The sequence below is a fragment of the Streptomyces sp. 6N223 genome (assembly GCF_052246635.1).
Classification (GTDB): domain Bacteria; phylum Actinomycetota; class Actinomycetes; order Streptomycetales; family Streptomycetaceae; genus Streptomyces.
The window spans coordinates 74,671-88,630 of the sequence record NZ_JBQQCA010000030.1 but is presented as its reverse complement, the minus strand read 5'-3'; the positions used below and the strand labels follow the sequence as shown (position 1 = coordinate 88,630).

General features: G+C 73.9%; 11 protein-coding genes. 6 read left to right on the top strand and 5 right to left on the bottom strand.

The genetic code is table 11. The features are described 5' to 3' along the window. The 4 genes from cydD to hisC all read right to left on the bottom strand — a co-directional run. On the bottom strand, nt 1–1,778 hold a 1,778-nt coding region (gene cydD, locus ACTWQH_RS19530; RefSeq protein ID WP_443287914.1), incomplete at its 3' end, for a thiol reductant ABC exporter subunit CydD. 26 nt (nt 1,779–1,804) lie between these two features. Next, nucleotides 1,805–2,815 (bottom strand): cytochrome d ubiquinol oxidase subunit II, encoded by a 1,011-nt coding sequence (gene cydB / locus ACTWQH_RS19525; RefSeq protein WP_443287910.1) that lies wholly within the window; start codon nt 2,813–2,815, stop codon nt 1,805–1,807. 23 nt (nt 2,816–2,838) lie between these two features. Continuing rightward, on the bottom strand, nt 2,839–4,410 hold the full coding sequence (locus ACTWQH_RS19520) for a cytochrome ubiquinol oxidase subunit I (protein WP_443287909.1): 1,572 nt from the start codon (nt 4,408–4,410) through the stop codon (nt 2,839–2,841). Nucleotides 4,411–4,514: 104 nt separating this feature from the next. Continuing rightward, nucleotides 4,515–5,663 carry a histidinol-phosphate transaminase gene (hisC, locus tag ACTWQH_RS19515; RefSeq protein WP_443287908.1) on the bottom strand — a complete coding sequence of 383 codons (1,149 nt, stop codon included), beginning with the start codon at nt 5,661–5,663 and terminating at the stop codon, nt 4,515–4,517. 312 nt (nt 5,664–5,975) lie between these two features. On the opposite strand from hisC, the gene ACTWQH_RS19510 reads away from it, so the two are divergent. From ACTWQH_RS19510 to ACTWQH_RS19500, 3 genes are all read left to right on the top strand, one after another. Beyond that, nucleotides 5,976–7,226 carry a LacI family DNA-binding transcriptional regulator gene (locus ACTWQH_RS19510; RefSeq protein WP_443287907.1) on the top strand — a complete coding sequence of 417 codons (1,251 nt, stop codon included), beginning with the start codon at nt 5,976–5,978 and terminating at the stop codon, nt 7,224–7,226. Nucleotides 7,227–7,545: 319 nt separating this feature from the next. Beyond that, nucleotides 7,546–8,553 carry a metallophosphoesterase gene (locus tag ACTWQH_RS19505; RefSeq protein WP_443287906.1) on the top strand — a complete coding sequence of 336 codons (1,008 nt, stop codon included), beginning with the start codon at nt 7,546–7,548 and terminating at the stop codon, nt 8,551–8,553. A 153-nt stretch (nt 8,554–8,706) separates the two neighbouring features. Next, nucleotides 8,707–9,861 carry a hypothetical protein gene (locus ACTWQH_RS19500; RefSeq protein ID WP_443287905.1) on the top strand — a complete coding sequence of 385 codons (1,155 nt, stop codon included), beginning with the start codon at nt 8,707–8,709 and terminating at the stop codon, nt 9,859–9,861. Between the two features lie 48 nt (nt 9,862–9,909). On the opposite strand, the gene ACTWQH_RS19495 is transcribed toward ACTWQH_RS19500, so the two are convergent. Next, nucleotides 9,910–10,749: a Cof-type HAD-IIB family hydrolase gene (locus tag ACTWQH_RS19495; RefSeq protein WP_443287904.1), complete on the bottom strand. Its 840-nt coding sequence runs from the start codon at nt 10,747–10,749 to the stop codon at nt 9,910–9,912. A 166-nt stretch (nt 10,750–10,915) separates the two neighbouring features. Between ACTWQH_RS19495 and ACTWQH_RS19490 the strand changes: the two genes are divergently transcribed. The 3 genes from ACTWQH_RS19490 to ACTWQH_RS19480 all read left to right on the top strand — a co-directional run bounded on the left by ACTWQH_RS19490 (nt 10,916) and on the right by ACTWQH_RS19480 (nt 13,958). Continuing rightward, on the top strand, nt 10,916–11,908 hold the full coding sequence (locus ACTWQH_RS19490; protein ID WP_443287903.1) for a class I SAM-dependent methyltransferase: 993 nt from the start codon (nt 10,916–10,918) through the stop codon (nt 11,906–11,908). A 209-nt stretch (nt 11,909–12,117) separates the two neighbouring features. Next, nucleotides 12,118–13,056 carry an ABC transporter ATP-binding protein gene (locus tag ACTWQH_RS19485; RefSeq protein WP_443287913.1) on the top strand — a complete coding sequence of 313 codons (939 nt, stop codon included), beginning with the start codon at nt 12,118–12,120 and terminating at the stop codon, nt 13,054–13,056. Continuing rightward, a complete protein-coding gene (locus tag ACTWQH_RS19480; protein ID WP_443287902.1) occupies nt 13,053–13,958 on the top strand; it encodes an ABC transporter permease subunit in 906 nt (301 codons plus the stop codon). Before ACTWQH_RS19485 ends, ACTWQH_RS19480 begins: the two co-directional genes overlap by 4 nt. The last annotated feature ends 2 nt before the right edge of the window (nt 13,959–13,960 follow it).

Here is a 13,960-nt window from a genome sequence, read left to right as displayed (position 1 = left end):
CCGCCTCGCTCATCGACTGCGTTCACCCCCGGGTGGGGTGCCGGGGTGTGGGCGGCCGGGGTCCGGGGCGGCGCCCCGAGGGGTGGGCGGGTGGGGGACCGGCCCGCCGCAGGCGCCCCCACCAGGGCGGTCACGCTTGGTTCCACGTGAAACACACGGTCGGCGGCAGCCAGTAGCGCGGGCCGGTGCGTGACGACAAGCACCGTCCGCCCCACCGCATGGCGGCGAATCGCCGCCACCACCTCCCCCTCCGTCTCCCCATCCAGCGCCGCCGTCGGCTCATCCAGCAGCACCACCGGCCGGTCCGCCAGAAACGCCCGCGCCAGCGCGACCCGCTGCCGCTGCCCCGCCGACAGCCCGGCCCCACCCTCGTCGACGCGGCGGCCCGGCGCGAGATCCCCCGCCGCCGCCTCGGCCAGCGCCGCCGCCACGGCGGCGTCATCCGCGTCAGGCCGGGCCAGCCGCACGTTGTCGGCGACGGTCCCGGCGAACAGGTGCGGGTGCTGCGGCACCCACGCGACCTGACGGTGCCAGTCGGCCAGGTCGAGCGTGCCCAGGTCGCGCCCCCCGACCAGGATCCGGCCCGACGCGGGGCGGGCGAAGCCCAGCAGCGCTGCCACCAGCGTGGACTTGCCGCCGCCGGACGGGCCGGTCAGCGCGACCGTCTCGCCGGGGGCGAAGACCAGGCTCGTCTCGGCGAGCGCGTCGGCGGACCGCCCCTCGTACCGCACCACCACCCGGTCCAGCACGATCTCCGCGCCCCGCGCGTCCGGGGCGGCAGCCGCGCCCGTGCCGCCAGCCCCAGCCCCAGCCTCACGCGGCGGCGTTTCCAGCACCGCGAAGACCTCCTCCGCCGCGTCCAGCCCCTCCTGCGCGGCGTGGAACTGCGCCCCGACCTGCCGCAGCGGCAGGTACGCCTCCGGCGCGAGGATCAGCACCACCAGGCCGGTCTCCAGGTCGAGTTCGCCGTGCACGAGCCGCATCCCGATGCTGACGGCGACCAGCGCGACGGAGACGGTCGCCAGCAGCTCCAGCGCGAACGCCGACAGGAACGCCACCCGCAGCGTGCGCAGCGTCGCGCGCCGGTAGTCGCCGGTGATGCGGCGTATGTTCTCGGCCTGGGCCTGGGCGCGGCCGAAGACCTTCAGCGTGGTGAGCCCCGCGACCACGTCGAGGAAGTGGCCCGACAGGCGGGCGAGCTGCCGCCACTGCCGGTTGGTCTGGGCCTGGGTGGCCCAGCCGATCAGCACCATGAAGAGGGGGATGAGCGGCAGCGTGGCCGCGATGATGGCGGCCGAGATCCAGTCGTCGGTGAGGATGCGGGCCAGCACGGCCACCGGGACGGTCGCGGCCAGGCCGAGCTGCGGCAGGTAGCGGGCGAAGTAGCCGTCGAGGGCGTCGATGCCGCGCGTGGCCAGCGCGGTCAGCTCCCCGCTGCGCTGCGCGGTGAGCCACGCCGGGCCGAGCCCGCCCGCCGCGTGGTCCAGCAGCCGCAGCCGCAGCTCGGACTTGACGGCGGCGCCGGCCCGGTGCGCGGCCAGCTCGGTGAGGTACGCCACGGCCGCGCGCCCGGCGGTGACGGCGAGCAGGCCCAGCAGCGGCGCGCGCAGCTCCGGGACGCCCTCCCCCGCCGTGAATGCCCCGGCGATGACCTCCGCGACCAGCACGGCCTGCGCGATGACCAGCCCGGCGCCCGCCAGCCCGAGCGCGACGGACGCGGCCAGGAAGCCGCGCGTGGCGCGGGCGTAGCGCAGCAGCCGCGGATCGACGGGCTTCATCGTGCCGGGCTCCATCGCGCCGGTCATCAGTGCACCTGCGCGTCGGGCGCTATGTGCCGGGTGCCGATGCGCTTGCGGAAGACCCAGTAGGTCCAGCCCTGGTAGAGCAGCACCAGCGGCGTGGCGAGGGCGGCGCACCAGGTCATGATCCGCAGCGTGTACGGCGTGGAGGAGGCGTTGGTCACGGTCAGGCTCCACTCCTCGGCCAGCGTGGAGGGCATCACGTCGGGGAAGAGCGCGAGGAAGAGCATGGCGACGGCTGCGGCGATGGTGACGCCGGAGAGCGCGAACGCCCATCCCTCCCGCCCGGCGCGGTTGGCGGCCAGCGCGCCGAGCAGCGCGCCCGCGGCGACGGCGAGCGCGCCCATCGAGGCGGCGCCGCCGCTGTCGGCCTGCGTCCACAGCAGGAACGCCGCGGCGAGGCCCGCCGCCACCGCCCCCACCCCGCCGGCCAGCCGCCGGGCCCGCTCCCGGATCTCGCCCACCGTCTTCAGGGCGGTGAAGACCGCGCCGTGGAAGGTGAAGAGGGTCAGGGTCACGGCGCCGCCGAGGAGGGCGTAGGGGCTGAACAGGTCCAGCAGGTCGCCGGCGTACTCGTGGTCGGCGTCGAGCGGCACGCCGCGCACCATGTTGGCGAACGCCACGCCCCACAGGAAGGCGGGCAGCAGCGAGCACCAGAAGATGGCGTTCTCCCACCGGCTCTGCCAGCGCTCGTCGGCGCGCTTGGCGCGGTACTCGAACGCCACGCCGCGCACGATGAGGCAGAGGATGATCGCCAGGATCGGCAGGTAGAAGCCGGACAGGAGGGTGGCGTACCACTCGGGGAAGGCGGCGAAGGTGGCGCCGGCGGCGGTCAGCAGCCAGACCTCGTTGCCGTCCCAGACGGGGCCGATGGTGTTGATCAGCACCCGGCGTTCGGCGCGGTCGCGGGCCAGCGCCTTCGTCAGCACGCCGACGCCGAAGTCGAAGCCCTCAAGGAAGAAGTAGCCGGTCCACAGCACCGCTATCAGCGCGAACCAGACGTCGTGGAGTTCCATCAGCGCTCAGCTCCCCTATCCCTCTAGTACGAGAAGGCCATGGGCCGGTCGTCGGCGGTGTCGCCGCCGATGCGCGTCGGCGGGTTGCGGTCGGCGTCGGTGAGCTCGGGCGGCCCGGCCTTGGCGTAGGTGACCATCAGCCGCACCTCGACGACCGCGAGGATCGCGTAGAGCAGGGTGAAGAGGGTCATGGAGGCGATGACCTCGCCCTGCGAGACGCCGGGGGAGACGGCGGAGGACGTCTTCAGCACGCCGAAGACCACCCACGGCTGGCGGCCGGTCTCGGTGAAGATCCAGCCCCAGGCGTTGGCGACGAGGGGGAAGAGGAGGGTGAGCAGCGCCACCCGCCAGTACGCGCGGGTGAGGGTGGGGCCGAGCTCGGCGTCGCGGGTGAGGGCCAGGCGCGGCACCTCGTCGGGGCCGGTGCGCAGGCGGTCGGCGAGCCACAGGCGGCGGCGGGTCAGCCACAGGCCGGCGGCGCCGAGGGTGAGGGACGCCATGCCGAAGCCGATCATCCAGCGGAAGCTCCAGTACGCCAGCGGGATGTTGGGCCGGTAGTCGCCGGGGCCGTACTGCTCCTGCATCTGCTCGTTGAGGTCGTTGATGCCGGGGACCTCTTCGGAGAAGTTGTCGTGGGCGAGGAAGGACAGCAGGCCGGGGACCTCGACGGCGACCTTGTTGTGGCCCTCGTCGACGTCGCCGACGGCGAAGAGCGAGAAGGGGGCGGGCGCCTCGGTGTCCCACAGCGCCTCGGCGGAGGCCATCTTCATCGGCTGCTGCTCGTACATGATCTTGCCGAGCCGGTCGCCGGAGAACGCCGTGAGCAGGCCTGCGACGACCATCGTGACCAGGCCGAGGCGCAGCGAGGCCCGCATGACGGAGACGTGGCGGCCCCGCATCAGGTGGTAGGCGGCGATGCCGACCATGAACGCCCCGCCGGTGAGGAACGCGGCGCTGATGGTGTGGAAGAACTGCGCGACCGCGGTGTTCTGCGTCAGGACGTGCAGGAAGTCGGTGAGCTCGGCGCGGCCGGTGTCGGGGTTGATCCGGTAGCCGACCGGGTGCTGCATCCAGGAGTTGGCGGCGAGGATGAAGTAGGCGGACAGGACGGTGCCCATGGCCACCATCCACATGCAGGCGACGTGGATCCGGGGCGGCAGCTTGTCCCAGCCGAAGATCCACAGGCCGATGAAGGTGGACTCGAAGAAGAACGCCAGCAGCGCCTCGAACGCCAGCGGCGCGCCGAAGACGTCGCCGACGAAGCGGGAGTAGTCCGACCAGTTCATGCCGAACTGGAACTCCTGGACGATGCCGGTGACCACGCCCATGGCGATGTTGATCAGGAAGAGCTTGCCCCAGAACTTGGTGGCGCGCAGGTACTTCTCGTTCCGGGTGCGGACCCAGGCGGTCTCCAGGCCCGCGGTGAGGGAGGCGAGCGAGATGGTGAGGGGAACGAAGAGGAAGTGGTAGACGGTGGTGATGCCGAACTGCCACCGCGCCAGGGTCTCCGGCGCGAGCGCGAGGTCAACCACGGGTCTGTCTCCTTCGCGAGCTGCGATCTTGTGAACGTATTCACATTCACAAGCTGCGCCCATTATGACCCACCCCGACACAAACCCCGCGCGGGGGGTGGACGGCCGGGGCCCGGGGGCTGAGCCCTGGGACCCCCGCCCGGTTACCGCCCCGACCACCGCCCCGGCTACCGCCCCCTGCGGAACTCCGCCGCCACCCCCAGCAGCAGGTCGTTCGCCTCACGCTCCCCGATGGTGATGCGCACGCCGTCGCCCGGGAACGGGCGGACCGTGACGCCCGCCTTCTCGCACGCCGCCGCGAAGTCCGCCGTCGCCTCCCCCAGCCGCAGCCACACGAAGTTCGCCTGCGACTCGGGCACCGTCCACCCCTGCGCGGCCAGCGCCTCAGCCACCCGCGCCCGCTCCTCCACCAGCGCCGCCACGCGCCGCATCAGCGCCGCCTCGCTCCGCAGGCTGGCCACCGCCGCGTCCTGCGCGATCTGGCTCACCCCGAACGGCACCGCCGTCTTCCGCAGCGCCGCCGCCACCGGCTCGTGCGCCACGGCGTACCCGACGCGCAGCCCTGCCAGGCCGTACGCCTTGGAGAAGGTGCGCAGCACGCACAGGTTGGGCCGCTCCCGGTACAGCTCGATGCCGTCGGGCACGCTCCCGCCGCCTTCGGCCGGAGGCACCCCCGTCTCGCTTCGCTCGTCGCGCACGAACTCCCGGTACGCCTCGTCGAGCACCACCAGCACGTCGCCCGGCACCCGGTCGAGGAACCGCTCCAGCGGCCCGCGCCGGATCGCCACCCCCGTCGGGTTGTTGGGGCTGCACACGAAGACCAGCCGCGTCCGCTCGGTGATCGCCTCGGCCATGGCGTCCAGGTCGTGCTCCTCGCCCGCCGTCAGCGCCACCCGCACCGAGGTGGCGCCCGCGACCTGCGTGACGATGGGGTACGCCTCGAACGACCGCCAGGCGTAGACCACCTCGTCGCCCGGCCCGGCCACGGACTGCGCGAGCTGCCCGGTCAGGGCCACCGAGCCGGTGCCGGCCGCCAGGTGGCCGACCGGCACGCGGTGGTGCTCGGCCAGCTCCGCCAGCAGCCGGGAGCAGTGGAGGTCGGGGTAGCGGTTGAGCGAGCCGGCAGCCTCGACGGCCGTCTCCAGCACGCCGGGCAGCGGGGGGTAGGGGTTCTCGTTCGAGGACAGCTTGTACGCCACCTCGTGGGCGGGCGGGCGGCCGGGCACGTAGGTCGGGATGTCCTCCAGCGCGGCGCGGAGGCGCACCTGCCGGGGGGCGGGCTGGGAGGATCTGCGGGAGGGCTGCGAGGCGGTCACCCTCACACTCTAGGAGCTGCGGGATCCGGCCACCCGGCGCGGGCCCGCAGATCGCGCGGCGCGCGAAGAGCGACTCACGCGGGTGGCGAACGCCCTTGCGCGCCTCACCCGTAGGGGTGAGCAGGGGCATGTTGAAATCCCAACAAGCGGCGGAACGCATCGCGCGAAGACTTTCCACAACCCGCCCCAAGTCGCCCGATGACCTTGTAATCCCAGGCGCACAAGGGGAGTTGACCTTGCGGAAACGTGGCTGCGCTCCTCCGTCACGCCCCGGGGATGACAACCCTTGGCCGGGCCTACGATCGGCTCGCCATGACAGCAGCGAAACACAGGGTGACCCGGGCGGCCGGTCGCCGAACCAGCGGACGGGCCGGCATCCGTGACGTCGCCGCCGCTGCCGGTGTCTCGATCACGACTGTCTCGGACGCGCTCAACGGCAAGGGACGCCTGCCCGACGCCACCCGCCGCCACGTCCGCAACGTCGCCGACCGCCTCGGCTACCGCCCCTCCGCCGCCGCGCGCACCCTGCGCACCGGCAAGTCCGGGCTCCTCGGCCTCACGGTCACGACCTACGGCGAAGAACCGTTCACCTTCACCGAGTTCGCCTACTTCGCCGAGATGGCGCGCGCCGCCACCTCCGCCGCCCTCGCCCGCGGCTACGCCCTGGTGATCCTCCCGGCCACCTCGCTCCACCGCGACTTCGACGTCTGGTCCAACGTCGCCCTCGACGGCACCGTCGTCGTCGACCCCTCCGACCACGACCCCGTCGTCACCGAACTGGTCCGCCAGGGCATCCCCGTCGTCTCCGACGGCCGCCCCGGCGGCAGCCTCCCCGTCACCGCCTGGGTCGACAACGACCACGAGGCCGCCGTCCTCGGCCTCCTGGACCACCTCGCCGGCGCCGGCGCCCGCCGCATCGGGCTGCTCACCGGCACCAGCACCGACACGTACACGCGGCTGTCCACCACGGCGTACCTCACCTGGTGCGAGCGCACCGGCCAGGAGCCGGTCTACGAGGCGTACCCCGCCCACGACCCGTGCGCCGGTGCCATGGCCGCCGACCGCCTGCTGGCCCGGCCCGACCGGCCCGACGCCGTCTACGGCCTGTTCGACCCCAACGGCACCGACCTGCTGGCCGCCGCCCGCCGCTACGGGCTGCGCGTCCCCGACGACCTGCTGCTGGTCTGCTGCAGCGAGTCCAGCGTCTACGCCCGCACCGAGCCGCCCATCACCACGCTCTCCCTCAAGCCCGCCCGCATCGGCACCACCGTGGTCCAGCTCCTCATCGACGCCATCGAGAGCGGCGCCACCAACGTCGGCAACATCCCCGGCGCCGACCGGCCCGTCGCCGCCGCCCCCCGCCTGGCAACGCCGGGACCCGCGCCCGCGCCCGCCCCGGCCCCCGTGCCGACCGCCACCGCCACCGCCACTGCCACCGCCACGACCCGCACCACGCCGCACCAGGTCATGCCCACCGAGCTGATCGTGCGGACCTCCTCCCAACGCCGCGCCCGCGCCGCGCGCGTCGCCGCCCCCCGCACGCCCCCGGCGGCGCAGCCGTAGGCCCGTGGCGTACGGGTGGCGGACATCGGACCGCCGGGTTCGCGGAAGTGTCCGCGGAGGGATTCCGAGGGATTGCGAGGGCTTCCGGGACGGTGTCCGGGACCGTCCGCGGCGGGGTTTGCGGCAAAGGTCCGGGAAACGCCGCCTCCCGGCCCCTCGCGCCCGCGGTTTCTCTCGCCCCAGGTGTGTCACACCTGAGCACCGGGATTCCTATGATGGGCGAATGGCACCGCGACCAGCCGATCCCGCAGCCGATCCGGCCGCTGAAGGATCAGGCGGGTTCAGCGGGTGGAAGCGGCGTGCGACGGTGGGAGGGTCGATGACACAGGGGGCCGGCCAGGGACCAGACCGGGGTCCGATCGCGTGGCGCGGCACGGACCCGGACGGTGCGAGCGCGCTGACGGATCTCTACGCGCCCACCGTGCGCGACCTCCCCGTCATGGACGGGTCCGGACCGCTCTACGTCGTCGGCGACGTCCACGGATACCTCGACGAGCTGCGCGCCGCGCTGCGCGAGGCGGGGCTCACCGACGCCAACGACGCCTGGGCCGCGGGCAATACCCGCCTGTGGTTCCTCGGCGACTTCACCGACCGCGGGCCCGACGGCATCGGCGTCATCGACATGGTCATGCGCCTGTCCGCCGAGGCCGCCGCCGCCGGCGGCTACTGCAAGGCCCTCCTCGGCAACCACGAGCTGCTGCTGCTCGGCGCCAGCCGCTTCGGCGACGCCCCCGTCGACTCCGGCGCCGGCACCGCCTCCTTCCAGGCCGCCTGGCTCCTCAACGGCGGCCAGCGCAGCGACATGGAACGCCTCCAGGACCACCACCTGCAGTGGATGTCCCGCCTGGACTCCATGGCGTTGGCCGACGGCCACCTGCTGGTGCACTCCGACACCACCGCGTACCTGGACTTCGGCACCTCCGTCGAGGACGTCAACGACGCCATCTGGCAGGCGTTGCAGCGCAACGACGTCTCCGAGACCTGGGAGCTGTTCCGGAAGTTCACCAAGCGCTTCGCCTTCCGCGACGAGGACGGCCCGCAGGCGGTGCGGGAGCTGCTGGACACCTACGGCGGCAAGCGCGTCGTCCACGGCCACAGCCCCATCCCGTACCTGACCGGCGAGGCGGGCCGGGCCACCACCGCCCCCGTCGCCGTCCCGGCCGCCGACTCCGCCGGCGCCGGCGACGCCGAGAGCGCCCCCGGCGAGGCCGACACCCCGAAGGCGCCGGGTCCTCACGTCTACGCCGACTCCCTCGCCATCGCCATGGACGGCGGCGTCACCATGTCCGGCAGGCTCCTCGTCGCCCGCCTGCCCCTCCCCGACTGAAGATCGCAATTCAGCAACCGCCGCGTGCGTTTCCGGATACAGGGCAGGGGGAAAGTACAGATTCCCGTTTTTCCCTGTGAGGAAAGACCCAGGGGCTCTACCATCGTTCTGCTCACCCGCTCTCGCGGCTTATCGGAGCATCCGGGGACGCACATGAACAGCGCTGAGGTTCTGCCACCCGAGGACCGCGCCGAATTCGAGCGCGTCCTCGACGAGGCGCTGCGCGCTGCCCGGCTCACGGCCGGGGCGGATCGTTTCGCCGACGAGGAGCTGCGCGCCCTGGCGCTGCGGGCCGTCCCGCGGATCGCCGCCGCCGCCGAGGCCGAGTACCGCCGCTTCGCCCAGCTCCGCCACGAGTTGCGCCGTCCCGGCCGCACCGCGCCCGCCGCCTCGCCGCCCTCGTACGCCGGCACCGACGCCGACGGCGGCGCCGGATCTGGCCTGATCGCCGTGGCCGCCGCCCTGGTGCCGGTGCTGGCCACCATCGCCTCCCTCATCTTCCTGCTGCTGGGATACGCCCTCGGCATGGCCGAGCCCGAGCCAGCGATGGCCGAGCCCATGCGCCAGGTCGGCTGGGTCTTCGCGGTGCTGGCCGCCGTCGGCGTACTGCTCGCCGTGGCCGGGCTGGTCATCGCCGCCGTCAACAACGGCTCGCGCACCTCGATCCGCGCCCGCCCGGCCGAAGGCACCGGCCCGCTTGCCGAGGAGGTGGCCCGGGCGCGCGAGGAGTGGCGCCGAGCCCTGCTGGAGCACGGCATCATGCCGTTCCTGCGCGAGCACGCCGCCGCCCGGCACGCCGAGGAGTCCGCCGAACGCCGCACCCCGCGGCTGCGCTTCTCCAGCCCGGACTTCTCCAGCCCCGACTTCGACAGCCGCACCCCCGCCCAGGGCGGCGGCTCCGCCCGGCCGCGCTACAGCCACCCGGACTACTCGGGGCCGCGGTTCGGCCGCCCCGAGTTCACCTCGCCCGACGAGGGCCGCGACGAGGAGGACCGGCAGGCCGCCCGCTCGGGCCGGGGCTTCGCCCCGCCGGACTACTCCGGGCCCGACTTCGCGAGCCCCGACTTCGACAGCCCGGCGTCCGGTTCCGGCAGCGACCGCGAGGAGCCGGCCACCACCCGCCGCGGCTACGCCGCCCCGGACTACGCCAGCCCCGACTACGCCAGCCCCGACTTCGACAGCGGCGCCGACGAGGACGAGGACCCCCCGCCCCGCACTCCGCCCCGCACCCGGCCCCGCTACGGCCAACCGGACTTCTCCAGCCCGGAGTTCACCAGCCCGGCCGACGGCGGAACGGACCGCGACTGAGCCACGCCCGGCCGTGACCGGCCCATCCGGGCCGCGCTCCCTCCGCACCTACGCCTGACCGGCGAGCAGCTCCTCGATGACCAGCGCCACGCCGTCCTCGTCGTTGGACGCCGCGTGGCGCGGCGTCGCGGCCAGCACGTCCGGGTGCGCGTTGGCCATGGCGTACGCCGTGCCCGCCCAGCCCAGCATCTCCAGGTCGTTGGGCATGTCACCGAACGCCACCACCTCCTCGCGGCGGATCCCCCGCCGCGCGCAGCGCCGCGCCAGCGTGCTGGCCTTGCTCACGCCCCGGCCGCTGATCTCCAGCAGCGCGGACGGGCTGGAGCGCGTGAACTCCCCGTGCCCGCCGGCCACCTCGCGCGCCAGCGCCAGGAAGCCGTCCGGGTCGAGCGTCGTGTGGTGCGCCAGCAGCTTCAGCACCGGCGTCGTCCCCGCCTCGGCGCCCAGCAGCTTCTCCGCCTCCGCGACCTCCGAGGGCTGTCCCCGCTGGTCGTGCAGCCGGGGGTAGCGCGGCTCGAACCGGAAGGCGTCCGTGCGCTCCACCGCGAAGGACACGCCGGGCGCGGCCAGGCGCAGCGAGCGCACGATCGCCAGCCCGGCGGCCCGGTCCAACGCGCGTACCTCCACCAGCTCGTTGCCCCGGTGCAGGTCGACGACGGCGGCGCCGTTGCCGCAGATCGCCAGCCCGTGGCCGTGGACGTGCTCGCTGACCACGTCCATCCAGCGCGCCGGGCGGCCGGTCACGAAGATCACCTCGATGCCCGCCTCCTCGGCGGCGGCGAGGGCGGCGACGGTGCGGTCGGAGACGGTCTTGTCGTCGTGCAGCAGGGTGCCGTCCAGGTCGGTGGCGATCAGCCGGGGGAGGCGGCCGGGCGAGGCGGCGGTCACAGTCGTCCAGCATATGCCGACCCCCGTCGGCCTCCACCGGCCCGGCCCGGCACCGACCCGGCAGGGGCCCGGCCGATCGTGAACGCCGATGACGGCCGCGACAACGCCGTGATAACTCCCGTTGCCCGCGCTGACCTGCGGCTCGCCCAGCCGCTAGCGTCGGACCATGAGCCGAAGCCGCCTCCTCGGCCCGCTGGCCCGCCGCCTCGACCGCCGCATCGACGCCCGCCTCGAACGCCGCCACCGCGAGCTGCGCATCGACGAGCGCCTGGCCGCCGCCGAGCGGGCCGAGCGGGCCGAGCGCGCCGAACGGGCCCTGCGCGCCGAACTCGCCGAGACCCGCGAGCACGTGCGCGAGCTGACCGAACGCCTCGAACGCGTCGACGAACGCCTCCACGGCCTCGACCTGCTGCTGGGCCGCGCGGGCCGCCGCGTGCACCGCCAGCCCACCCCCGCCCAGACCGACGCCCTCGTCCGCCGCGTCGCCGAGGTCACGGGCGCGCGCCCCCAGGACGCCCGCCGCCACACCGTGCAGGCCTACCGCACCCTGGTGGAGGTCGAGAACCGGGGCGTGGGCCGCATCGCCGGCGGCACCGCCAACATCCTCGGCAAGCTCGCCACCACGCCCCTCCTCGCCCCGCCCGGCGGCCGCATCCTGGAGATCGGCACCCTCTACGGCCTGTTCGCCGCCTGCCTCGCCCGCCAGATCCTCCGCGCCGGCCACCCCTACCACCTCACCATCGTCGACCCCGTCTCCGCCCAGCAGCTCCAGAACGGCCGCGAGCTGAGGCACGACCTGTCCGGCACCCCCGTCACCGAGGACGTGGTGCGCGCCAACCTCCACGCCGCCGGCGTCACCCCCGAACGCCTCCGCCTGCTGCGCGGCTACTCCACCGACCCGGCCGTCCGCGCCGCCCTCGCCGGCGAGGCCTTCGACGTGATCGTCGTCGACGGCGACCACGGCCGGGAGGGCGTCGCCGCCGACCTGGCGTGGGCCGAGGAGATCGCCGCCCCCGGCGCCGTCGTCGTCCTCGACGACTACGGCGACCCCAAGTGGCCCGGCGTCCAGGCCGCCGCCGACGCCCACCTCGCCGCCGCCGGCACCCGCCTCAGCCTGATCGGCCAGGTCACCACCAGCGCCTTCCTCCGCGCCGCGTAGCCCACCCGCAACTCACTCAGGGTGCCCCCGCCGCGCCCCTAGGGGAACGCCGTACTTTCGGCCGACCCGCCCCAGGGGCGGTTGCGTACGAAAGGCTGACGCCGGCCACCGCCCGCGCCACTACCGTCGGACCCGTGAGTGTCACAGCAAGCGCGAGCGCCGGCCCCAGCGCAGCGGAACACGACAGCCGGCAGGCAGAGCAGACCGTCATCCGCACCGACGGCCTCACCAAGCGGTACCCGAAGGTCACCGCCCTGGACCGGCTGAGCGTGGACATCGGCCCCGGCGTCACCGGCCTCGTCGGCGCCAACGGCGCCGGCAAGTCCACCCTCATCAAGATCCTCCTGGGCCTGGCCCCCGCCAGCGACGGCACCGCCGCCGTCCTCGGCCGGAACGCCGCCACCGAGGGCCGCGCCATCCGCGAGCAGGTCGGGTACATGCCCGAACACGACTGCCTGCCGCCCGACGTCTCCGCCACCGAGTTCGTCGTCCACATGGCCCGCATGTCCGGCCTCCCCCGCACCGCCGCCCGCGAGCGCACCGCCGACACCCTCCGCCACGTCGGCCTCTACGAGGAGCGCTACCGCCCCATCGGCGGGTACTCCACCGGCATGCGGCAGCGGGTCAAGCTCGCCCAGGCCCTCGTCCACGACCCCCGCCTCGTCCTCCTCGACGAGCCCACCAACGGCCTCGACCCCTCCGGCCGCGACGAGATGCTCGGCCTCATCCGCCGCATCCACACCGACTTCGGCATCTCCGTCCTCGTCACCTCCCACCTCCTCGGCGAGCTGGAGCGCACCAGCGACCACATCGTCGTCATCGACGGCGGCAAGCTGCTGCGTTCCCAGGCCACGGCCACCTTCACCCAGGCCACCGCCTCCCTCACCATCGAGGTCACCGACACCGACGACCACCCCGACGGCGCCGCCGCCCTGCGCACCGCGCTGGCCGCTCACGGCCTCGACGCCACCCCGGCCGGCCACCTCGTCCTCCTCGACGCCACCGACGAGGCCGTCTACGACACCGTCCGCGACACCATCGCCGAGCTCGGCCTCGGCCTGGTCCGTATGCAGCAGCGCCGCCACCACATCGCCGAGGTCTTCCAGGACAACGACACCCCCGCCGAGGCCGAGGGAGCACGCCCGTGACCACGCCCGCCACCCCGACCCCGGCCCACGAGGCCCGGATCCACAACATCGGCTACCGCCGCTACACCGGCGAACGCCTCGGCAGCCTGTACGCCCGCCGCTCCCTCTTCATCCACTCCCTCCGCGGCGCGTACGGCCTGGGCCGCTCCGCCCGCTCCAAGGTCCTGCCCATCGGCCTGTTCGTCATCATGGCCGCCCCCGCCATCGTCAGCGTCGCCGTCGCCACCGTCGCCAGCCAGGACGAGCTCCCCATCGGCTACACCGACTACCCCCTCTTCATGCAGCCGATCTTCGGCCTCTACCTCGCGCTGGCCGCCCCCGTCATGGTCTCCCTCGACCTGCGGTACCGCACCATCCCGCTGTACTTCTCCCGCCCCGTCGACTCGGCCGACTACGTCGCCGCGAAGTTCGCCGCCCTCAGCGCGGCCCTCTTCCTCTTCGTCGCCATCCCCCTCACCATCACCTACGCCGGGGGCCTGCTGGCCGAGCTCGGCTTCGCCACCCAGACCGAGGGCTACGCCCAGGGCCTGGCCTTCGCCGCCGCCTTCGCCGTCTTCCACGCCGCCATCGCCCTGCTGACGGCCTCCCACACCCCCCGCCGCGGCTTCGGCGTCGCCGCCATCATCGGCGTCTTCACCATCCCCTACTTCGCCGTCACCGCCGTCCAGGCCGTCGCCGTCGAGCAGGGCAACCCCGACAACGTCGGCATCCTCGGCCTGTTCTCCCCCGGCTCCCTGATGGACGGCCTGCAATCATCCTTCCTCGGCGGCGAAAGCCAGTTCCCCGAGAACGCCGAGATCACCGGCACCGCCACCCAGGCCGCCTACCCCCTCGTCGCCCTCGCCCTCGTCGTCCTCTGCTACGCCCTCCTGCTGCGCCGCTACCGGAAGGCGGGTCTCTGACG

What these genes read in the sequence shown, in the direction of transcription:
- cydB (WP_443287910.1), bottom strand. Translation starts at nt 2,815, where the DNA reads ATGGAACTCCACGACGTCTGGTTCGCGCTGATAGCGGTGCTGTGGACC.
- ACTWQH_RS19520 (WP_443287909.1), bottom strand. Translation starts at nt 4,410, where the DNA reads ATGGGCGCAGCTTGTGAATGTGAATACGTTCACAAGATCGCAGCTCGC.
- ACTWQH_RS19510 (WP_443287907.1), top strand. Translation starts at nt 5,976, where the DNA reads ATGACAGCAGCGAAACACAGGGTGACCCGGGCGGCCGGTCGCCGAACC.
- ACTWQH_RS19505 (WP_443287906.1), top strand. Translation starts at nt 7,546, where the DNA reads ATGACACAGGGGGCCGGCCAGGGACCAGACCGGGGTCCGATCGCGTGG.
- ACTWQH_RS19500 (WP_443287905.1), top strand. Translation starts at nt 8,707, where the DNA reads ATGAACAGCGCTGAGGTTCTGCCACCCGAGGACCGCGCCGAATTCGAG.
- ACTWQH_RS19490 (WP_443287903.1), top strand. Translation starts at nt 10,916, where the DNA reads ATGAGCCGAAGCCGCCTCCTCGGCCCGCTGGCCCGCCGCCTCGACCGC.